The organism is Variovorax sp. GW458-11-26-14-LB1 (assembly GCF_059423965.1).
Genome location: NZ_JBWKYW010000010.1, coordinates 74,581 through 95,730 on the forward strand (window position 1 = coordinate 74,581; position 21,150 = coordinate 95,730).

Annotated in this window: 17 protein-coding genes and 4 tRNA genes; 15 read left to right on the forward strand and 6 right to left on the reverse strand. The window is 67.1% G+C overall.

The genetic code is table 11. The annotated features are described in order from the left end of the window. Positions 1–10 precede the first annotated feature (10 nt). On the forward strand, positions 11–742 hold the full coding sequence (locus tag AC07YS_RS09690; RefSeq protein WP_369647240.1) for an HAD family hydrolase: 732 nt from the start codon (positions 11–13) through the stop codon (positions 740–742). Between the two features lie 3 nt (positions 743–745). Here AC07YS_RS09690 and AC07YS_RS09695 read toward each other — a convergent pair whose 3' ends face one another. Next, positions 746–1,051, reverse strand: a complete 306-nt coding sequence (locus AC07YS_RS09695; RefSeq protein ID WP_062475864.1) for an NIPSNAP family protein — start codon at positions 1,049–1,051, stop codon at positions 746–748. Positions 1,052–1,159: 108 nt separating this feature from the next. Between AC07YS_RS09695 and AC07YS_RS09700 the strand changes: the two genes are divergently transcribed. Next, on the forward strand, positions 1,160–1,801 hold the full coding sequence (locus AC07YS_RS09700) for a LysE family translocator (protein WP_062475861.1): 642 nt from the start codon (positions 1,160–1,162) through the stop codon (positions 1,799–1,801). 18 nt (positions 1,802–1,819) lie between these two features. On the opposite strand, the gene AC07YS_RS09705 is transcribed toward AC07YS_RS09700, so the two are convergent. The 4 genes from AC07YS_RS09705 to hpnC are packed head-to-tail and all read right to left on the reverse strand — an operon-like array spanning position 1,820 to position 5,106. Then, positions 1,820–2,128, reverse strand: a complete 309-nt coding sequence (locus AC07YS_RS09705; protein WP_492742182.1) for a hypothetical protein — start codon at positions 2,126–2,128, stop codon at positions 1,820–1,822. Beyond that, positions 2,125–3,390 (reverse strand): hydroxysqualene dehydroxylase HpnE, encoded by a 1,266-nt coding sequence (gene hpnE, locus AC07YS_RS09710; RefSeq protein ID WP_495267826.1) that lies wholly within the window; start codon positions 3,388–3,390, stop codon positions 2,125–2,127. Before hpnE ends, AC07YS_RS09705 begins: the two co-directional genes overlap by 4 nt. A 19-nt stretch (positions 3,391–3,409) precedes the next feature. Next, positions 3,410–4,249, reverse strand: a complete 840-nt coding sequence (gene hpnD / locus AC07YS_RS09715; protein ID WP_062475853.1) for a presqualene diphosphate synthase HpnD — start codon at positions 4,247–4,249, stop codon at positions 3,410–3,412. Beyond that, positions 4,246–5,106 (reverse strand): squalene synthase HpnC, encoded by an 861-nt coding sequence (gene hpnC / locus AC07YS_RS09720; RefSeq protein WP_495267827.1) that lies wholly within the window; start codon positions 5,104–5,106, stop codon positions 4,246–4,248. The genes hpnD and hpnC overlap by 4 nt, the downstream gene beginning before the upstream one ends. 145 nt (positions 5,107–5,251) lie before the next feature. Between hpnC and AC07YS_RS09725 the strand changes: the two genes are divergently transcribed. From AC07YS_RS09725 to AC07YS_RS09785, 13 genes are all read left to right on the forward strand, one after another. Then, positions 5,252–7,174 (forward strand): potassium transporter Kup, encoded by a 1,923-nt coding sequence (locus tag AC07YS_RS09725; RefSeq protein WP_495267828.1) that lies wholly within the window; start codon positions 5,252–5,254, stop codon positions 7,172–7,174. A gap of 109 nt (positions 7,175–7,283) precedes the next feature. Further along, positions 7,284–8,486, forward strand: coding sequence for an efflux RND transporter periplasmic adaptor subunit (locus AC07YS_RS09730; protein ID WP_495267829.1), 1,203 nt, complete (start codon positions 7,284–7,286; stop codon positions 8,484–8,486). Beyond that, positions 8,483–11,662, forward strand: a complete 3,180-nt coding sequence (locus AC07YS_RS09735) for an efflux RND transporter permease subunit (RefSeq protein ID WP_174250220.1) — start codon at positions 8,483–8,485, stop codon at positions 11,660–11,662. The genes AC07YS_RS09730 and AC07YS_RS09735 overlap by 4 nt, the downstream gene beginning before the upstream one ends. A 205-nt stretch (positions 11,663–11,867) precedes the next feature. Further along, positions 11,868–11,954, forward strand: a tRNA-Leu gene (locus tag AC07YS_RS09740). Between the two features lie 26 nt (positions 11,955–11,980). Then, on the forward strand, positions 11,981–13,294 hold the full coding sequence (tig, locus tag AC07YS_RS09745; RefSeq protein WP_070060465.1) for a trigger factor: 1,314 nt from the start codon (positions 11,981–11,983) through the stop codon (positions 13,292–13,294). A 123-nt stretch (positions 13,295–13,417) separates the two neighbouring features. Further along, positions 13,418–14,026: an ATP-dependent Clp endopeptidase proteolytic subunit ClpP gene (clpP, locus tag AC07YS_RS09750; protein WP_062475843.1), complete on the forward strand. Its 609-nt coding sequence runs from the start codon at positions 13,418–13,420 to the stop codon at positions 14,024–14,026. Between the two features lie 110 nt (positions 14,027–14,136). After that, positions 14,137–15,405 carry an ATP-dependent Clp protease ATP-binding subunit ClpX gene (gene clpX, locus AC07YS_RS09755; RefSeq protein WP_062475840.1) on the forward strand — a complete coding sequence of 423 codons (1,269 nt, stop codon included), beginning with the start codon at positions 14,137–14,139 and terminating at the stop codon, positions 15,403–15,405. Between the two features lie 15 nt (positions 15,406–15,420). Then, entirely contained in the window at positions 15,421–17,862 is a 2,442-nt protein-coding gene (gene lon / locus AC07YS_RS09760; protein ID WP_139703709.1) for an endopeptidase La, read from the forward strand. A gap of 61 nt (positions 17,863–17,923) precedes the next feature. Next, positions 17,924–17,999: transfer RNA gene (locus AC07YS_RS09765), tRNA-Gly, on the forward strand. Positions 18,000–18,062: 63 nt separating this feature from the next. Further along, positions 18,063–18,136: transfer RNA gene (locus tag AC07YS_RS09770), tRNA-Cys, on the forward strand. Between the two features lie 98 nt (positions 18,137–18,234). Next, positions 18,235–18,326 (forward strand) — tRNA-Leu (locus tag AC07YS_RS09775). 23 nt (positions 18,327–18,349) lie between these two features. Beyond that, complete coding sequence (locus AC07YS_RS09780) at positions 18,350–18,988, forward strand: DUF6806 family protein (RefSeq protein ID WP_095745079.1); 639 nt, start codon at positions 18,350–18,352, stop codon at positions 18,986–18,988. Positions 18,989–19,019: 31 nt separating this feature from the next. Beyond that, positions 19,020–20,336: an MFS transporter gene (locus AC07YS_RS09785; RefSeq protein ID WP_495267830.1), complete on the forward strand. Its 1,317-nt coding sequence runs from the start codon at positions 19,020–19,022 to the stop codon at positions 20,334–20,336. 15 nt (positions 20,337–20,351) lie between these two features. Here AC07YS_RS09785 and AC07YS_RS09790 read toward each other — a convergent pair whose 3' ends face one another. Next, the gene (locus tag AC07YS_RS09790; RefSeq protein ID WP_495267831.1) at positions 20,352–21,140 is read right to left on the reverse strand and encodes a PA3715 family protein; all 789 of its coding nucleotides are present in this window, start codon (positions 21,138–21,140) and stop codon (positions 20,352–20,354) included. Positions 21,141–21,150: the final 10 nt, after the last annotated feature.

A 21,150-nucleotide genomic window follows, 5' to 3' on the forward strand; every position in this document is an offset into this window, starting at 1 on the left:
ATTCTCAGGTATGAATTCCGCTTCCCCGGCGCCCGGCGGCGCCACGCCGCTCGACATCTCGCGCATCTCGGCGATCACGCTCGACCTCGACGACACCCTGTGGCCGATCTGGCCGACCATCGAACGCGCCGAGCGCGTGCTGCACGAATGGCTGCTGCGCGAGGCGCCCAAGACGGCCTCGCTGCTGCTCACGCCGGGCGTGCTGCGCGAGCTGCGCGAAGCCACCGCCAAGGAGCGCTCCGACCTCGCGCACGACCTGAGCGCGCTGCGCCGCGAGTCGATCCGCACGGCGCTCGTGCGCGCGGGCGAAGACCCGGCGCTGGCCGACCCGGCCTTCGACGCCTTCTTCGAAGAGCGCCAGCGCGTCACGCTGTACGACGACGCGCTGCCGGCGCTCAAGTGGCTCAGCGAGCGCTACCCGCTGGTGGCGGTGTCGAACGGCAACGCCGACCTCCACAAGACCGGCGTCGGCCGGTGGTTCCGCACCGCCTTCAATGCGCGCGCCTTCGGCAGCGGCAAGCCGCACGCGCCGATCTTCCGCGCCGCGGCGGCCTCGGTCGGCCTGCTGCCGAAAGACGTGCTGCACGTGGGCGACGATGCCGCGCTCGACGTGGTGGGCGCGCTCAACGCCGGCATGCAGGCCGCCTGGCTGGTGCGCGACGAGCGGCCGTGGGAGCACGGCGCGCGTCCGCAGCTGATCGTGCCCAACCTGCACGCGCTGTGCATCGCGCTGGGCGCTTGAACCTCAGCGGAACACGGGGCGGAAGAAGCTGCGTTCGTAGCTGACGATGCAGCGGGTCTCTTCGGCGTACCGGAAGGCGGCCTGGCAGTCGGCGTCCTGCATCGAATCGGCCCGGTAGGTTTCGTACGCGGCCAGGCTGGGGAAGCTGAACATCGCCAGCGCGACGTTGTTCGCGCCTTCGGACGGCAGGAAGTAGCCGTGGTGCTGGCCGCCGAACTTCTCGACCAGCGGAATCCAGAGCTTGCCGTAGTGCTCGAATTCCTTGAGCTTGAAGGGATCGACGATGTAGCGCAGGTAGCAGGTGATCATGGGTGAGGAATGTCAGGGGACTATCGGCGCGGCCCGAGCGGCGCGCGGCTGCCCGGACTATAGTTTTGCGGCTGCCTTCTCACACCCCTTTCGCGCGAATTTCCTCCCATGCATCTCTCCACCTGGCTCCTCTTTTGCGGCGTGACCCTGGTCGTCGCCTTCACGCCCGGTCCGGCCGTGCTGCTCGCGGTCTCCAACGCCATCTCCGTCGGCCCGCGCCGCGCGATGATCAGTTCGCTGGGCAACGCCTGCGGGCTCTTCCTGGTCTCAGCCGCCGCGATGGGCGGGCTGGGCGTGGTGCTCAACACCTCGGCCACGGCCTTCATGGTGCTGAAGGTGGCGGGCGCGGGCTACCTCGTGTACCTGGGCATCCGGCAGTGGCGCAGCCGCACGAGCGTGTTCGCCGAGCTGCAGCCGTCGGCCGCGCCGGCACCTTCGCGTTCCGCGCGCCGGCTGTTCGGGCATGGCGTGACGGTGGCGCTGACCAACCCCAAGGGCATCCTGTTCTTCTCGGCGCTGTTCCCGCAGTTCCTCACGCACGACGCGCCGATCCTCACGCAGTTCGCCGTGCTCACCACGACCTTCGCGGCCGGCTCGGTGCTGGCGCATGGTTCGTATGTGCTGCTGGCGCGCCTGCTGAAGAAGCAGTTCGCGAACCCGAAGCGCGCGCAGCTGTTCAACCGCGTGTCTGGCGGCGCCTTCGTGCTGCTGGGGTTGAGCCTGCTGCGCTTGCGCAACAAGACCGCCTGAGAAAGCCTTCGACTTTTTTCAGTCGAGCCCGAAGTGCTCGCGCAGCGCCGCGCAGAAGTCGGCGGTGCCGCTGAGCGAGAGCGTGAGGGTGTCCAGGCGCGGGTTGTCCTCCCGCGTGCGCTGCACGTCGCAGTCCCACACCGCACCGTCGTCGAGCGCGCCGCGCGCACCGGGGAAGGTGGCCTCGGCCCAGGCCAGCACCTGCGCGATCTCGGCTTCCACCTCGGGCGTGCGCTCGGGCGGGGTCGAGGCCATGGCGTCGAAGGTGCCGTGGTCTTCGGTGTCTTCGCTGTAGTCGAAATCCAGGTAGCGCAGGGTCGTGGTCATGAGGTGGCAAGCGAGCGCGCGACGGCCAGTCCGTTGAGGACCGCACCTTCGAGGGTGGCGGGATAAGGGCCTTCGGTGTAGTCGCCGCAGGCCTGCAGTCCCGGCGCGATGGCGGCCGGCGGGCGGGCCAGGCCGGGCGTGCAGGCGAAGGTGGCGCGTTTTTCGACCACGGTCTGGATCGGCGTGAGGCCGGGCTGCCCGAGCTGCGCGCCGGCTTGCGCGAGCACCTGTTTCTCGAGCATCTCGCGCGGCGTCTCGTTGGCGCTCACGACGAAGGCGAGCACGCCTTCTGGTCCACCGAGCTGGCCGCGGTCGAACACGAACTGGGCCGGCGCGCTGCCCGGCTGGCTGCGCAGCGCGAGCATCGGTTCGGCCAGCGGCGCGGCGTCGCGTACGTAGACCGTGGCAATCGCCTCGAAGCGCAGCGATTCGGTGACGTTGCACCAGCGCGAAGCGGCCGGCAGGCCGGTGGCACGCACAAGGCGCGCGGCGTCCCAGGGCGCGCAGGCCAGCACGGCCTGGTCGAAGACCTCGTCATCGACGCGCCACCGGTCGCCCTCGGGCGCGATGGCGCGCACGCGGTGGCCGATGCGCGCGGTGGCGCCGTGCCGCGCGAGCCAGGCCAGCGCGGCATCGGGCAGCAGGGCGCCGAGGTCCACGCGCGGCAGCAGCAGGTCGGCGCCGCCGCGTCCACTGAACAGCGCGTCGTGCAGCACGCGCAGGAACACCTGGCCGCTCGATTGCGGCACGGGCGTGTTCAGCGCCGAGACGCACAGCGGCTCGATGAGTTCGTGCATCACGCGCGGCGTGAGGCCGGCGCACAGCGTGGCAACGCTGGTGCCGGGCGCGCAGCGAAAGCCCGCGAGACGCCAGCGCACGGCGGTGGCCAGCAGCGCGGCCTTGTCGCGCCAGGTCCAGCCGCGCGCGGTGAAGATGCCGATGAGCAGGTCGAGCGGCGGCGGCCGGCCCGCGGGCAGCTGCAGCCCGCCGCCGTCGGCAAAGCGCAGCGACAGCGGCAGGCGCTGCAGGGCGGTGTCGACATCGACCCCCACGTCGCGCATGAGCGCCAGCGTGGCGGTGTAGGCGCCGATCAGGATGTGCTGGCCGTTGTCCAGCGCCATGCCGTGCATGTGATCGACCCGCCGCGCCCGCCCGCCGGCCATCGGCGCGGCCTCGAACAGGGTGACGGCGTGGCCGAGGCGCGTGGCCTCGACGGCGCAGGCCAGGCCGGCCCAGCCGGCGCCGATGACGGCGAGCCTCATGGGCACGAAGGGTGGGGCGTCATATCCGGCCCAGCGCCTGGACTTTCCAGGCCAGCCAGAACTTGCGCACGGGCGTCAGGCTGATGCGCTGGTTGAGCACCTGGAAGTCGTCACGCTCGATCTCGCGCAGCAGCGTGCGGTAGATGCTGGCCATCATCAGGCCGGGCTTCTGGGTGCGGCGGTCGGCCAGCGGCAGCAGGGCCAGCGCCTCGTCGTAGGCGGCGTGGGCGCGCTGGGCCTGGAACTTCATGAGCGCGACAAAACGGTCGGAGTGCACGCGGTTCAGGATCTCGTGCGCCTTCACGTCGAACTGCTGCAGCTCGTTGACGGGCAGGTAGATGCGACCGCGCAGCGCGTCTTCGCCGACGTCGCGCAGGATGTTGGTCAGCTGCAGCGCCAGGCCGAGCTTGTGGGCGTAGGCGGTGGTCTGCGGATCGGTCTGGCCGAAGATGCGCGCCGCCACCTCGCCAACCACGCCGGCCACCAGGTGGCAGTAGCGCGCGAGGCCGGGGAAGTCGAGGTAGCGGGTCTGGTCCAGGTCCATCTGGCAGCCGTCGATCACTTCGTTGAGCTGGCGCGCCTCGATGCCGTAGGTGGCGGCATGCGGCATGAGCGCCTGCATGACCGGATGGCGCGGCGTGCCGGCGAAGGCCTGGGCGACCTCGGTGCGCCACCAGGCGAGCTTGGTGGCAGCCACGCCGGGGTCGGAGACCTCGTCGACCACGTCGTCGACCTCGCGGCAGAAGGCATAAAAAGCCGTGATCGCGGCGCGCCGCGGCTTGGGCAGGAACAGGAAGGCGTAATAGAAACTGCTGCCCGAAGCGGCGGCCTTGTCTTGCACGTATTGCTCGGGATTCATCGGGGAGGCGCTGCTTTCATGGGCCGTGATTGTCTCCGCATCCGCCATGCCTTCCAGAGCAGCACGGGCGCGTCGGCCTTGCCGACGGTGGGGCGCTGCGTGAAGGTGTCGAAGCCCAGGTCCTCGATCTTGTCGAGGATGCGCAGGCCGCCCTGCACGACCAGGCGCAGCTCCCAGCCCACGCGGCCCGGCAGGCGGTGCACGAGCGGGGCGCCCTCGGTCATGAGCTCGCGCGCCCAGAAGGCCACCACCGCTATCAGATTGATAGCTTCCTGCGGTGGCGGCGCGGAAGACAGCGGCGCGAAGACCTTGAAATGCTCGGACGTCAGGCCGCGCCGCGCGCAGTCGGTGCGCGGAAAGTAGAAGCGCCCGCGCGGCAGGTCGACGCTCGGGTCCTGCCAGAAGTTGATGAGCTGCAGCGCGCTGCAGATGGCGTCGCTCTGGGCCAGCGCCTGCGCATCGGTCACGCCGTACAGGTGCAGCAGCAGCCGGCCGACCGGGTTGGCGGAGCGGCGGCAGTAGTCGAGCAGCTCGGCGCGGTCGGCATAGGTGCCGCGGTCGCGGGTTTTCTCGATGTCCTGCATGAAGGCGCTGAGCAGGTCGGCGAGCAGGTCTTCGGGCAGGCGGTACTCGGTGATGGCCCAGGCCAGCGGGCCGAACACATGGGGCCAGCGCGAGTCGGACAGCGCGTCGCCGCGCGCGGCGGCGGCCAGTTCCTCGCGGTAGGCGCGCAACTCGGCCAGGCGCGCATCGGGCGAGGCGTCGCCTTCGTCGGCGATGTCGTCGGCGGTGCGGGCAAAGTGGTAGATCGCGGCAATCGGCGGGCGCAGGTGCGGCGGGCACAGCCACGAGGCCACGGGGAAGTTTTCGTAATGGGCCGGCGCGGCGGCATGACGAGGATTGGCAGGAGGAGTGGCGGACACGCCACGATTGTCGGCGACGTCATGTCCGGGCACTATGCTGGCGGCGTCGCCACTTTCCATCTCTCTTTCGCCCATGACGATGAAAGCAACTGCCGCGGCTTCCGGGACTGCGCTTCCCGCTTCGGGCGACACCGCACATCCGGCCGGGCCGGGGCTGATGATCGCGGCGCTGGGCGTCGTCTTCGGCGACATCGGCACCTCGCCGCTGTACGCCTTCAAGGAGACGATGAACCCCGAGCACGGCGTGCCGTTCTCGCCCGACGCGGTGCTGGGCCTGCTCTCGCTGATCTTCTGGGGCCTGATGTTCGTGGTGACGCTCAAGTACGTGGTGTTCGTGCTGCGCGCCGACCACGACGGCGAGGGCGGCATCCTGGCGCTGCAGGCGCTGGCGCGCAACGCCGTTTCCGGCCCGAAGACCCGGCCCTGGGTGTGGCGCGGGATCGGGGTTCTGGGCCTGGTGGGCGCGGCCATGTTCTACGGCGACAGCCTGATCACGCCGGCGATCTCGGTGCTGTCGGCGGTCGAGGGCCTGGAGGTGCAGGCGCCGGTGCTGCAGCGGGTGGTGATCCCGATCACGTTGGCCATCCTCGTCGGGCTGTTCATGGTGCAGAAGAAGGGCACGGGCGTGGTCGGCAGGATCTTCGGGCCGGTGATGCTGCTGTGGTTCCTGGTGCTGGGCGTGGCGGGGCTGTGGCAGGTGCTGCAGCAGCCGCAGGTGCTGGCGGCGCTCGACCCGCGCCGGGCGGTGGGCTTCCTGGTCGAGCACCGGGCGCAATCGCTGGCCGTGCTGGGCGCGGTGTTCCTGGCGTTCACGGGCGGGGAGGCGCTGTATGCCGACATGGGGCACTTCGGCGCCAGGCCGATCCGTCTCGCGTGGCTCTTCATCGCTTTGCCGGGGCTGGTGCTCAACTACTTCGGGCAGGGCGCGCTGGTGCTGGCGAACCCGGCGGCCATCGACAACCCGTTCTTCCGGCTCTTTCCGTCATGGGGCGTGCTGCCGATGGTGGTGCTGGCCGCCATGGCCACGGTGATCGCGTCGCAGGCGGTGATCTCGGGCGCCTTCTCGCTCACCGCGCAGGCGATGCGCATGGGCTACCTGCCGCGCATGCGCGTGGTGCAGACCTCGGGCACGGCCATCGGGCAGATCTACGTGCCAGCCGTCAACTGGCTGCTGATGGTCGGCGTGCTGCTGCTGGTGCTGGGCTTCCGCAGTTCGGGCGCGCTGTCGGCGGCGTATGGCATCGCGGTGTCGATCACGATGGTGACGACCACATTGCTGGCCGGCATCGTGGCCTGGGGCCTGTGGCGCTGGAACAAGGTGGCGGTGGCGGTCGGCGTGGTGGCCTTCGCTGCGGTCGACCTGACCTTCGTGGTGTCCAACAGCCTGAAGGTGGCCGAGGGCGGCTGGCTCACGCTGGCGGTGGCGGCCGGGGTGATGGTGCTGTTCACCACCTGGGCCAAGGGCCGGCGCCTGGGCCTGGAAGCGGCGGCGGCCGACAGCCTGCCGCTGCGCCCCTTCGTCGAGTCGCTGGCGCTGAACATGCCGCACCGGGTGAGCGGCACGGCCGTGTTCCTGAATCCTGACGCCACGGCGGTGCCGCACGCGCTGCTGCACAACCTCAAGCACAACCAGGTGCTGCACGAGCAGGTGATCGTGCTGCGCGTGCTCTCGTGCGATACGCCGCGCGTGGACGCGCGCCTGCGCATCGAGGCCGAGCAGCTGATGGACGGCATCTGGGTGGTCACCGCGCGGCACGGCTTCATGGAGCGCGCCGACGTGCCCGAGTTCATCCGCATCCTGGCCTACCAGAAGACCCTGGCCATCGACTCGATGAAGACCTCGTACTTCGTCTCCCGCGCCTCGGTGGGCGAGGAGAACCTGCCGGGCATGAACCCGGTGCGACGGGTGCTGTTCGGCTGGCTGCAGCGCAACGCGGGCCGGGCATCCGATTACTTCGAGCTTCCTGATAACCGGTTGGTCGAAATGGGGCAGAGAACTTAGCGTGAGCATGGTCAACTGACCGGCGGGTCATTGACACTGTTTAACGTTTACCCTAGATTACTAACCGGTGGGTCATTAATGGCCCGGTTCCTCTCTTCTTGGGTGTCTCATGACCGCCTCCGCCGCCTCACTCCGTGCCCGCAGCGCCGCCTGGCTGCTGCTTCCCGCCATCTTTCTGGCCGGCTGTTCGCCGAAACCGCCTGCCCAGGAGCCCGTGAGGGCGGTCAAGTTCGTGACCGTCGGGACCAGCGACTACGACGCCCAGCCCGAGTTCTCGGCCGAGGTGCGGGCCCGGGTCGAATCGCGCCTGGGCTTCCGGGTGGCGGGCAAGATCATCCGCCGCCAGGCCGAACTCGGCCAGCACGTGCAGGCCGGCCAGGTGTTGGCGCAGCTCGATCCGCAGGATTACCGCCTGGCCGCCGAGGCCGCCCGTGCCCAGCAGGCCGCCGCGCAGACCAACCGCGACCTCGCAGCCGCCGACCTGAAGCGCTACACCGAGCTGCGCTCGCAGAACTTCATCAGCGGCGCTGAACTGGAACGCCGCGAAACCACATGGAAGGCCGCGCAGGCCCAGCTTGAACAGGCGCAGGCGCAACTGGCCTCGCAAGGCAACCAGGCCAGCTACACGACGCTGGTGGCCGACGTGGCGGGCATCATCACCGCCATCGAGGCCGAGCCGGGGCAGGTGGTGCAGGCCGGCACGCCGGTCGTGCGCATCGCCCAGGACGGCGCGCGCGACGTGGTGTTTGCGGTGCCTGAAGACCGCGCCGCGCTGATCAAGCCCGGCTCGCCGGTCGCGGTGCGCGGCTGGTCCGGCGGCGAGGTGCTGCAGGGCCAGGTGCGCGAGGTGGCGGCCAGTGCCGACGCGGTCACGCGGACCTACTCGGTCAAGGTGTCGATCGACGCCGCGACCTCGCCGGCGCTCGGCGCCACCGTCTACGCCCGGCCACAGGCGCTGGCGCGCACCGACGTCGCGGTGATCAAGCTGCCGACCAGCGCACTGCGCCAGGAAGGCAAGGGCTCGGCGGTCTGGGTGCTCGACAAGGACAGCATGACCGTGCGCTCGCAGCCGGTGCAGGTGGTCACGGCCGACGGCAATGAGGCGGTGATCGGCTCGGGCCTGTCGACCGGGATGATGGTCGTGGCCGCGGGCGTGCACGTGCTGTCGCCGGGGCAGAAGGTCACCATCTACCAGTCGAAGGAGGCCATGGCGGCCGCCGCCAATGGCCAGCAACAGGCGCAGGCGAAGCAGCAGGCCGTCGAGGCCGTGGCCGCGACGAAGAAGGAGATCGCAACGGGTGCCGCCAAATGACGGAAGGCCCAGCGACCCCCGCAACCCCTGCGACAACTCCGGCGTCCGAGTACAAGTCGCCCGGCTTCAATCTTTCCAAATGGGCGCTGGACCACGCGCCCCTCACGCGCTACCTGATGGTGGTGCTGATGGTGCTGGGCGCCTTCGCGTACTTCCAGCTCGGCCAGGACGAAGACCCGCCGTTCACCTTCCGTGCGATGGTGGTGCGCACCTACTGGCCCGGCGCCACCGCGCAACAGGTGGCCGAGCAGGTCACCGACAAGCTGGAGCGCACGCTGCAGGAAGCGCCGTACGCCGACAAGATCCGCAGCTACTCCAAGCCGGGCGAGTCGCAGATCATTTTCCAGATCAAGGACTCGTCGAAGGCCGCCGAGGTGGCCAACGTCTGGTACACGGTGCGCAAGAAGATCGGCGACATGCGCGGCACCTTGCCCGCGGGCGTGCAGGGGCCGTTCTTCAATGATGACTTCGGCGACGTCTACGGCGTGATCTACGCACTGGAAAGCGAAGGCTTCAGCTACGCCGAGCTCAAGACGCTGGCCGACGACGTGCGCCAGCAGCTGCTGCGCGTGAAGGACGTGGCCAAGGTCGACCAGTTCGGCGTGCAGGACGAAAAAGTCTTCATCGAGATTTCGCAGAAGCGCCTGGCCCAGCTGGGGCTCGACTTCAACGCCGTGCTGGCCCAGCTCGGCTCGCAGAACGCGGTCGAAAGCGCCGGCACGATCCAGTCGCCGCTCGATGTGGTGCAGGTGCGCGTGGGCGGCCAGTTCACCAGCGTCGAGCAGCTGCGCGAAATGCCGATCCGCGGCAGCTCGGGCAACCAGATCAAGCTCGGCGACATCGCCGAGATCCGCCGCGGGTATGTCGATCCGCCGGCCGTCAAGGTGCACCACCAGGGCAAGGAAGTGATTGCGCTCGGTGTGTCGATGGCCAAGGGTGGCGACATCATCGCGCTGGGCAAGGCGCTCAAGGCCACCACCGCCACCATCGACCAGCGCCTGCCGGCCGGCGTGAAGCTGGCACAGGTGCAGGACCAGCCGGTGTCGGTGGCCAGCTCGGTCAACGAGTTCGTGGGCGTGCTCATCGAGGCCGTGGCCATCGTGCTGGCCGTGAGCATCATCGCGCTCGGCCTGCACAAGGGCGGGCGCTTCGGCTGGTACATCGACATGCGCCCCGGGCTGGTGGTGGCGATCACCATTCCGCTGGTGCTGGCCGTGACCTTCCTGGCCATGAACTACTTTGGCATCGGGCTGCACAAGATATCGCTGGGGTCGCTCATCATTGCGCTGGGCCTCTTGGTCGACGACGCGATCATTGCGGTCGAGATGATGGTGCGGAAGATGGAAGAGGGCTACGACAAGGTCCGCGCCGCCACCTTCGCTTACGACGTCACGGCCAAGCCGATGCTCACGGGCACGCTCATCACGGCGGCGGGCTTCCTGCCGATCGGCATCGCCAAGTCGGTGACGGGCGAGTACACCTTCGCGATCTTCGCGGTGACGGTGATCGCGCTGGTGCTGTCGTGGATCGTGTCGGTGTACTTCGTGCCGTACCTGGGCACGCTGCTGCTCAAGGTGAAGCCGCACGACCCCGACGCGCCGCCGCACGAGCTGTTCGACACGCCGTTCTACAACAGCTTCCGCCGCGCCGTGAACTGGTGCGTGCAGCATCGCTGGCTGACCATCGGCGCCACCGTGCTGATCTTTGCGCTGGGCATCGTCGGCATGGGCAAGGTGCAGCAGCAGTTCTTCCCCGATTCGAGCCGGCCCGAGATCATGGTGGACATCTGGTTCCCCGAAGGCACCTCGTTCGCCGCCAACGAAGAAGTGGCCAAGCGCGTCGAACAGCGCGTGATGAAGGAAGAGGGCGTGAAGACCGTCAGCACCTGGATCGGTTCCGGCGTGCCGCGCTTCTACCTGCCGCTGGACCAGGTCTTTCCGCAGACCAACGTGTCGCAGCTCATCGTGCTGGCCAAGGACCTGAAGGTGCGCGAGACGCTGCGCCTGCGCCTGCCCGCCTTGCTGGCCGAGGAGTTCCCCGAGGTGCGCGGCCGCGTCAAGCTGCTGCCCAACGGCCCGCCGGTGCCGTACCCGGTGCAGTTCCGCGTGATCGGCACCGAGCCCGCCCAGCTGCGCGCCCGCGCCGACGAGGTGAAGGCCGTGTTGCGCGAGAGCCCCAACATGCGCGGCGTGAACGACAACTGGAACGAGTCGGTCAAGGTGATCCGCCTGGAGATCGACCAGGCCAAGGCGCGTGCGCTCGGCGTGACCAGCCAGGCCATCGCCCAGGCTTCGCGCACCATGTTCAGCGGCACCACGGTCGGCCAGTACCGCGAGAACGACCTGCTGATCGACATCGTGCTGCGCCAGTCGGCCGACGAGCGCGAGGCCATCTCGGACATCGGCAACGCCTATATCCCGACGACCACGGGCCGTTCGATCCCGCTCACGCAGATCGCCCGTCCGGTGTTCACCTGGGAACCGGGCGTGATGTGGCGCGAGAACCGCGACTACGCCATCACCGTGCAGGGCGACGTGGTGGAAGGCCTGCAGGGCGCCACCGTGACCGAACAGCTGCTGCCGAAACTGCGTCAGCTCGAGGCCGGCTGGCATGCGGCCGGGCAGGGCGGCTACCGCATCGAGGTGGCGGGCGCCGTGGAGGAAAGCTCCAAGGGCTCGGCCTCGATCGTGGCGGGCGTGCCGATCATGCTGTTCCTGGTGTTCACGCTGCTGATGCTGCAGCTGCACAGCTTCAGCCGTTCGCTGCTGGTGTTCATCACCGGCCCGATGGGCATCGCCGGCGTGGCCGCCGCGCTGCTGCTGCTGAACCGGCCTTTCGGCTTCGTGGCGCTGCTCGGCGTGATCGCACTGATGGGCATGATCCAGCGCAACGCCGTGATCCTGATCGACCAGATCGAGCTCGACCGCGCCGCCGGCGTGCCGGCCTGGGACGCGATCGTCGAGTCGGCCGTGCGGCGCCTGCGCCCCATCGTGCTGACCGCCGCGGCGGCGGTGCTGGCGATGATCCCGCTGTCGCGCAGCGTGTTCTGGGGCCCGATGGCCGTGGCCATCATGGGCGGGCTGATCGTGGCCACCGTGCTGACGCTGCTGGCGCTGCCGGCCATGTATGCCGCGGCCTTCCGCATCAAGCGGGAGCCGCAAACCGCTGCCGCCTGACAAGGCGCTTTTCACGGGCCGTTTTCGCGCGGCCCGTATCCCTTGCGCGAGAGTGGGTGAAATCCCCCAAAGGGGGAAGCCGGAAGGCCCCCATTCTTGCGTTTAAAATGCGCGGTTGACCGATTTCAGGCGGACGGTCTTGGGCCAGCGGTTTTTCCGCAGCGCCGAGGCCGTCCGCCTTTGCATTCACCTGAAATTTGGCATCGCGCGGGTGGCGAAATTGGTAGACGCACCAGGTTTAGGTCCTGACGTTCGCAAGAACGTGCCGGTTCGAGTCCGGCCCCGCGCACCAGCCACACCCCTCACAAGGAAGACACCATGACCGTGAACGTTGAAACTCTCGAGAAGCTCGAACGCAAGATCACGCTGACCCTGCCGGTCGGCACCATCCAGAACGAAGTCGATTCGCGCCTCAAGAAGCTCGCGCGCACCGTCAAGATGGACGGCTTCCGTCCCGGCAAGGTGCCGATGAACGTCGTGGCCCAGCGCTATGGCTACTCGGTGCATTACGAAGTCATGAACGACAAGGTCGGCGAGGCCTTCTCGCAAGCCGCCAACGAAGCCAAGCTGCGCGTCGCCGGCCAGCCCCGCATCACCGAGAAGGAAGAGTCGCCTGAAGGCCAGCTCGCCTTCGACGCGGTCTTCGAAGTGTTCCCCGAAGTCAAGATCAACGACCTGTCGGGCGCTGAAGTCGAGAAGCTGTCGGCCGAAGTCGGCGACGAAGCCATCGACAAGACCCTGGACATCCTGCGCAAGCAGCGCCGTACCTTCGCCCAGCGCGCCCAGGACGCCGTGGCCGAAGACAACGACCGCGTGACGGTCGACTTCGAAGGCAAGATCGACGGCGAGCCCTTCCAGGGCGGCAAGGCCGAAGACTTCCAGTTCGTCGTCGGCGAAGGCCAGATGCTCAAGGAATTCGAAGACGCCGTGCGCGGCATGAAGTCCGGCGACAGCCGCACCTTCCCGCTGTCGTTCCCGGCCGATTACCATGGCAAGGACGTGGCCGGCAAGCAGGCCGACTTCATGGTCACCGTGAAGAAGATCGAAGCTTCGCACCTGCCCGAAGTCAACGAGCAGCTGGCCAAGTCGCTCGGCATCGCCGAAGCCACCGTGGAAGGCCTGCGCGCCGACATCAAGCGCAACCTCGAGCGCGAAGTGAAGTTCCGCCTGCTGGCCCGCAACAAGAACGCCGTGATGGACGCCCTGGTGGCCAACGCCGAACTCGACCTGCCCAACGCCAGCGTGCAGTCGGAAGTCGCCCGCATGATCGACGGCGCCCGCGCCGAGCTCAAGCAGCGCGGCATCAAGGACGCCGACAAGGCCCCGATCCCCGAGGAAGTGTTCCGCCCGCAAGCCGAACGCCGCGTGCGCCTGGGCCTGGTCGTGGCCGAGCTGGTGCGTGCCAACAACCTGCAAGCCAAGCCCGAGCAGATCAAGGCCCACATCGACGAGCTGGCCGCCAGCTACGAGAAGCCGCAAGACGTCGTGCGCTGGTACTTCAGCGACAACAACCGCCTGGCGGAAGTCGAAGCCGTGGTCATCGAGAACAACGTGACCGACTTCGTGCTGGGCAAGGCCAAGGTCAACGAAAAGTCGGTGTCGTTCGACGAACTGATGGCGCAGCAGCAGTAAGCTGGTTTCCGTCGCTGCATGCAGCAACGCCGATGGGGCTTGTGCTTTGCGGCACGAGCCCCATTTCACTCAGGCGTACAGTTCAATCAGAGCGAACGAATCCATTTTCCGGAGAGCAAATTCATGAGCGCACAGGAAATTCAAGGCCTCGGCATGATCCCGATGGTCGTCGAGCAGTCGGGCCGCGGCGAGCGGTCGTATGACATCTACTCGCGTCTCCTCAAGGAACGCATCATCTTCCTGGTGGGCGAGGTCAACGACCAGACCGCCAACCTCGTGGTGGCCCAGTTGCTGTTCCTCGAGAGCGAGAACCCGGACAAGGACATTTCGTTCTACATCAACTCCCCGGGCGGCAGCGTGAGCGCCGGCATGGCGATCTACGACACGATGCAGTTCATCAAGCCGTCGGTGTCGACCATGTGCCTGGGCTTCGCGGCCAGCATGGGCGCCTTCCTGCTGGCGGCCGGCGAGAAGGGCAAGCGTTTCTCGCTGCCCAACTCCAAGATCATGATCCACCAGGTGCTCGGCGGCGCACGCGGCCAGGCCACCGACATCGAGATCCATGCGCGCGACATCCTGCGCACCAAGGACCAGATGAACCGCATCCTGGCCGAACGCACTGGCCAGCCGCTGGAAAAGGTCAAGTCGGACACCGAGCGCGACTACTTCCTGACCGCCGACGAGGCCAAGGATTACGGCCTGGTCGACCAGGTCGTCTCCCAGCGCGGTTAATGCCGCCCGGCGCCTCGGGCGCCAGAATGGCAAAAACGGCGTTTCCCACACGGGAAACGCCGTTTTTGTTTAGTTATCATTGTCCATACCCTGTCACGAGGCAAAAGTCCATGGCCGAAAAAAAAGGCACCTCCAGCGAAAAAACGCTTTATTGCTCGTTCTGCGGCAAGAGCCAGCATGAGGTCAAGAAGCTGATCGCGGGCCCTTCGGTCTTCATCTGCGACGAATGCATCGACCTGTGCAACGAGATCATCCGTGACGAGCTGCCGGCCGGTGAGGAAGCGCGCGACGCGCGCAGCGACCTGCCCACGCCGCTGGAGATCAAGACCAACCTCGACAACTACGTGATCGGCCAGGAGCCGGCCAAGCGCATGCTGTCGGTGGCGGTCTACAACCACTACAAGCGCCTGCGCCACAAGGAAAAGAACACCAAGGGCGACGAGGTCGAGCTCAGCAAGAGCAACATCCTGCTGATCGGCCCCACGGGTTCGGGCAAGACGCTGCTGGCGCAAACGCTTGCGCGCATGCTCGACGTGCCCTTCGTGATGGCCGACGCCACCACGCTGACCGAAGCCGGTTATGTGGGCGAGGACGTCGAGAACATCATCCAGAAGCTGCTGCAAAGCTGCAACTACGAGGTTGAGCGCGCCCAGCGCGGCATCGTCTACATCGACGAAATCGACAAGATCTCGCGCAAGTCCGACAACCCCTCGATCACGCGCGACGTGTCGGGCGAGGGCGTGCAGCAGGCGCTGCTCAAGCTCATCGAAGGCACCATGGCCAGCGTGCCGCCCCAGGGCGGGCGCAAGCACCCGAACCAGGACTTCCTGCAGATCGACACGACCAACATCCTGTTCATCTGCGGCGGCGCCTTTGCGGGCCTGGAGAAGGTCATCGAAAACCGCACCGAGGCCTCGGGTATCGGCTTCGGCGCCGCAGTGAAGAGCAAGGCCCAGCGCAGCATCACCGAGGTGTTCCGCGAAGTCGAGCCCGAAGACCTGATCAAGTTCGGCCTGATCCCCGAACTCGTGGGCCGCATGCCCGTGGTCGCCTCGCTGGCCGAGCTGAGCGAAGACGCGTTGGTGCAGATCCTGACCGAGCCCAAGAATGCGGTGGTGAAGCAGTTCACCAAGCTGCTGCAGATGGAGGGCGTGGACCTCGAAATCCGTCCCGCGGCGCTCAAGGCGATCGCCCGCAAGGCGCTGGCCCGCAAGACAGGCGCGCGCGGCCTGCGCTCGATCCTTGAACAGTCGCTGATCGACACCATGTTCGAATTGCCGAACGCGACCAATGTCGACAAGGTGGTGGTCGAGGAATCGACCATCGACGAAAACAAGCCCCCGCTGCTCGTGTACCGCGAAACGGCGAAAAAGGCCTAAAGGACAAGGACGCTCATGTCTGGTCATACCCCATTGCCCCCCGAAGCCCTCGACCTGCCGCTGCTGCCGCTGCGGGACGTCGTGGTGTTTCCCCACATGGTGATCCCGCTCTTCGTGGGTCGCCCGAAGAGCATCAAGGCGCTCGAGCTGGCGATGGAGGCCGAGCGCCGCATCATGCTGGTGGCCCAGAAGGCCGCCGCCAAGGACGAACCCTCGGTCGAGGACATGTTCGAGGTCGGCTGCGTCTCGACCATCCTGCAGATGCTCAAGCTGCCCGACGGCACCGTGAAGGTGCTGGTCGAAGGCCAGCAGCGCGCCCGTGTGAACCGCATCGATGACGGCGAAACGCACTTCTCGGCCAACGTGACGCCCGTCGAGGCGCCCGAAGGCGGCGAGAAGGGCACCGAGGTCGAGGCGCTGCGCCGCGCGGTGATGCAGCAGTTCGACCAGTACGTCAAACTGAACAAGAAGATCCCGCCCGAGATCCTCACCTCGATCTCGAGCATCGACGACGCCGGCCGCCTGGCCGACACCATCGCCGCCCACCTGCCGCTCAAGCTCGACAACAAGCAGGCCGTGCTCGACCTGGACGACGTCAAGGCGCGCCTGGAAAACCTGTTCGGCCAGCTCGAACGCGAAGTCGACATCCTGAATGTCGACAAGAAGATCCGTGGCCGCGTGAAGCGCCAGATGGAGAAGAACCAGCGCGACTTCTACCTCAACGAGCAGGTCAAGGCCATCCAGAAGGAGCTCGGCGAAGGCGAAGAGGGCGCGGACATCGAGGAGATCGAAAAGAAGATCAAGCTCGCCAAGATGTCCAAGGAAGGCCTGAAGAAGGCCGAGGGCGAGCTCAAGAAGCTCAAGCTCATGTCGCCCATGTCGGCCGAAGCCACGGTGGTGCGCAACTACATCGACGTGCTCATCAGCCTGCCGTGGAGCAAGAAGACCAAGATCAAGCACGACCTGGCCAATGCCGAGGCCGTGCTCAACGCCGACCACTACGGCCTCGAGAAGGTCAAGGACCGCATCCTTGAATACCTCGCGGTGCAGCAACGCGTCGACAAGGTGAAGGCACCCATCCTGTGCCTCGTGGGCCCACCGGGTGTCGGCAAGACCTCGCTGGGGCAGTCGATCGCGAAGGCGACCGGCCGCAAGTACACCCGCATGGCGCTGGGCGGCATGCGCGACGAAGCCGAGATCCGCGGCCACCGCCGCACCTACATCGGCGCGCTGCCGGGCAAGGTGCTGCAGGGGCTGAGCAAGATCGGCACGCGCAACCCACTGTTCCTGCTCGACGAAATCGACAAGCTGGGCACCGACTTCCGCGGCGACCCGTCGAGCGCGCTGCTCGAAGTGCTCGACCCCGAGCAGAACCACACCTTCGGCGACCACTACGTGGAAGTCGACTTCGACCTGAGCGACGTCATGTTCGTCGCCACCTCGAACTCGATGAACATTCCGCCGGCGCTGCTGGACCGCATGGAAGTCATCCGCCTCTCGGGCTACACCGAGGACGAGAAGACCAACATCGCGATCAAGTACCTGCTGCCCAAGCAGATGAAGAACAACGGCGTGAAGGACGACGAACTGGCCGTCACCGAAGCCGCCGTGCGCGACATCGTGCGCTACTACACACGGGAAGCCGGCGTGCGTTCGCTGGAGCGCGAGCTCTCCAAGATCTGCCGCAAGGTGGTGAAGGGCCTGCTGCTCAAGCAACTGACGCCGAAGGTCACGGTCGACGGCGAGAACCTCAACGAGTTCCTCGGCGTGCGCAAGTACAGCTTCGGCCTGGCCGAGAAGCAGAACCAGGTCGGCCAGGTGGTCGGCCTTGCTTGGACCGAAGTCGGCGGCGACCTGCTGACGATCGAGGCCGTGACCATGCCCGGTAAGGGCGTGATCAGCCGCACCGGTTCGCTGGGCGACGTGATGAAGGAATCGGTCGAGGCCGCGCGCACCGTGGTGCGCAGCCGCTCGCGCCGCCTGGGCATCAAGGACGAGGTGTTTGAGAAGCGCGACATCCACATCCACGTGCCCGACGGCGCCACGCCCAAGGACGGCCCGAGCGCGGGCGCGGCGATGACGACGGCCTTCGTGTCGGCGCTCACGGGCATCCCGGTGCGTGCCGACGTCGCGATGACCGGCGAGATCACGCTGCGCGGTGAGGTCACGGCCATCGGCGGCCTGAAGGAAAAGCTGCTGGCCGCCCTGCGCGGCGGCATCAAGACCGTGCTGATCCCCGAAGAGAACGCCAAGGACCTGCAGGACATTCCCGAGAACGTGAAGAACGGCCTCGAGATCGTGCCGGTGAAGTGGATCGACAAGGTGCTCGAGATCGCACTCGAGAAGATGCCCGAGCCGCTGTCCGACGAAGAGGTGGCCGCTTCGGCTGCTGCAGTGGCCGAACTGGCCAAGCAGCGCGCTGGGGCGCCGGCCGTCGAAGGCTCGGTCAAACATTGATCGATTGATTGCAGAACTTGTGAAGCCTCAAAAAACTGGTATATAATTTGAGGCTCGAAACGCGGGAATAGCTCAGTTGGTAGAGCGCAACCTTGCCAAGGTTGAGGTCGAGAGTTCGAGACTCTTTTCCCGCTCCAGTTTTGAAAAAGGGAAGCAAGCAGCTTCCCTTTTTTTCGCAGTTCGATTTCGTTATTCAGCGTGGCGCGATAGCAAAGCGGTTATGCAACGGATTGCAAATCCGTCTAGCCCGGTTCGACTCCGGGTCGCGCCTCCACCCTCTCGTCAAGACCGATCGGCTCCGATACACAAGCCCCGCCAACCGACGTTGCCGGGGCTTGTTTCATTTGGGTTATCGTCGATGTTCAACCCGAGGCCCGGATGGTGAAATTGGTAGACACATCGGACTTAAAATCCGCCGCTTCCTTAATCGGGGCATACGGGTTCGACCCCCGTTCCGGGTACCACCATATTTACAAGGGAGTATTTGATGCCTCGCTACAACGCTCCATTTGAGATCCATGTGCATGGCGATGTGCCGCTGCGCTCGGACGTGAGCTTCGAGCAGATCCAGGAGGCGCTGCGGCCGCTCTGGAAATACGCAGGCGCCAAATCGCTGGCCGACGGTGCCACCAGCACCTACGAAGAAGAACCCGGCATCCGCTTCGAGCAGAAGGACCACACGCTGCAGATCTGCTGGACCGTGCCGGGCGACGAAGACTTCCGCCAGGCGCTCGACGAGATGTGCATGGGCCTGAACGAACTCTCCGAGCGCGGCGCCGCGATCGAAGTCACCTTCTACGACACCGATTTCGACGAAGAAGAGGGTGATCCCGACGAAGAATCGCGCGACGACTTCCTGATGCTGTTCGTGGGCCCCAACCCGGCCGCGATCATGCAGGTGCAGCGCGACCTGCTGGTCGAAGACGTGGTCAACCTCATGGAACGCCACTTCGACGGTGCCGAGTTGGGCGGCGTGGTTGCCGAAATCGACCGCCTCTTCAGCGACCGTTTCGACGCGCTCGTGAACTCGCTCGAAATCGGCAAGCGTCCGCGCGGTGCCGGTGGGGCCGGCGGCGGCAGCGGTGGTGGTCACGGCGGTGGCCGTCGTCCGCGCCACCTGCACTGACCTTTCCCTTACCGCCCGGTCCCAAGGCCGCATGGCCCTGTTTCCAGCCTCCGCGTTGCGCCCCGGCGTGCGCAAGCGCGAGGTGTTCGGCTGGGCGATGTACGACTTCGCCAACTCAGGCTACACCACGGTCGTGATCACGGCGGTGTTCGCCGCCTACTTCGTCGGCGGCATCGCCAAGGGCGCGCCATGGGCCACCTTCGCGTGGACCGCGGCCCTCAGCACCTCGTACGCCATCGTGATGCTCACGATGCCCGCCATCGGCGCCTGGGCCGACCTGCGCGCCGCCAAGAAGCGCGTGCTGGTCATGACGACCACGGGCTGCGTGCTCGCCACGGCGGCTCTGGCGCTCACGCCGGGCTTTGCGGGCGGCGCGATGGGCGTTGCGCTCGCGATGGCGCTGGTGATCGTCTCCAATGCTTTCTATTCCTACGGCGAGTCGCTGACCGGCGCCTTCCTGCCCGAGCTGGCGACGGCCGACGGCATGGGCAAGGTGAGCGGCTGGGGCTGGGCCTTCGGCTATGTCGGCGGCATGCTGGCGCTGGGGCTGTGCCTGGCGTATGTGCTGTGGTCACAGGCCCATGGGCTGCCGGCGGCGCACTTCGTGCCGGTCACGATGCTGATCACGGCGACGATCTACGGCGTGGCCGCCTGTGTCACCTTCGCGCTGCTGCCCGAACGCGCCGTGCCGCAAGCCCGCCGTGGCCAGGACAGCGCCTGGCGGCAATTGCGGGCCACCTTCCAGCAGGCGCGCGCCTACCGCGACTTCATGTGGCTGCTGGTCTGCACCGTCTGCTACCAGGGCGGCGTGGCGGTCGCGATCACGCTGGCGGCGATCTACGCCGAGCAGGTGATCGGCTTCGTCGCGAGCGAGACGATGGTGCTGATCTTCGTGCTCAACGTCGCGGCCGCGCTCGGCGCCTTCGCCTTCGGCTACGTGCAGGACCGCATCGGCCACAAGGTGTCGCTGGCCGCCACGCTGCTTGCGTGGATCGCGGTGTGCGTGATTGCCGCATGGGTCACGACCAAGGGCGGCTTCTGGTGGGCCGCCGCCATCGCGGGGCTGGCGATGGGCTCGAGCCAGTCGGCCGGGCGCGCGATGACGGGCTACCTCGCGCCGCCGCAGCAGCTGGCCGAATTCTTCGGCCTCTGGACCTTCGCCACACGCCTGGCGAGCATCATCGGCCCGCTGAGCTTCGGTGCGATCACCTGGGCCACCGGCGGCAACCAGCGCATCGCGATCCTCTCGACGGCCGCGCTGTTCATCGGCGGGCTGTTGCTGCTGCTGCCGATCGACATGCAACGCGGCCGCAAGGCGGCGCTGCACGACAAGGCTGCTGCGCGATAGCGGCGCCCCGGCGCCTCAGGGCGCTTGCTGCAGCGACTTCGGCACCTTGTAGCGCTCGCCGTCATAGCGCAGCGTCACGGTGCTGAACTTGGCGGGCAGCGCTTTCTCGACGCAACCCTGGTCTTCCTGTTCCTGCGCGCGGCTTTGCACCAGCGTGCGCGACAGCTGCAGATCGGCAAAGCCGTTGCTCGTGGTGCGGGCGACCGACAGCATGGTGCGCAGCTTCTCGAAGTGGCCGGTGCAGGTGGCGTCCCAGCCGCCGTTGTCGTGGTCGAGCTCGACCTCCTGCAGCACCTGCTGCAGCTTGTTGCCGCGCTGTACGTACAGGCGCACGGTCTCGCTGGCCTGCGGGCCCGAGGTCGGGCTGTTGCCGCGGTAGCGCACGCGCAGGCCGAAGGCGCGCGTGTCGGCCGACAGCACGTAGCGCGAGGTGTCGACGCGAATCTCCTGGATTGCGGTGGTGGCGTCTTCGTCGAGCGCCTCGGGCAGGAAGATCCGCCCGATCACCGTGTCGCGGTCGGTGTTGCCGTTGTCGGGCCGCTGGATCAGCAGCAGCGCGAGGTCGAAGACCTTGGCGCCCTTGTCCGTGGTTTCGCGCGGCATGGGCAGCACCACGATGCTGCGGCCGGGAAACGCCGGCCAGACCTTGCAGGCGGCCAGCCGCTCGTCGAGCGGCTGCTTCGGATAGAGCTTGGCGTGCATGCGTTCGGCCAACCCGCTTTCGCAGGCGGCGTGGCTCAGGCCGGCGGCCGAGGCCAGGCCCAGCAGAACGAGTGCATGACGCAGGAAGAGGAGGGCGCGCATGGCCGGTGAA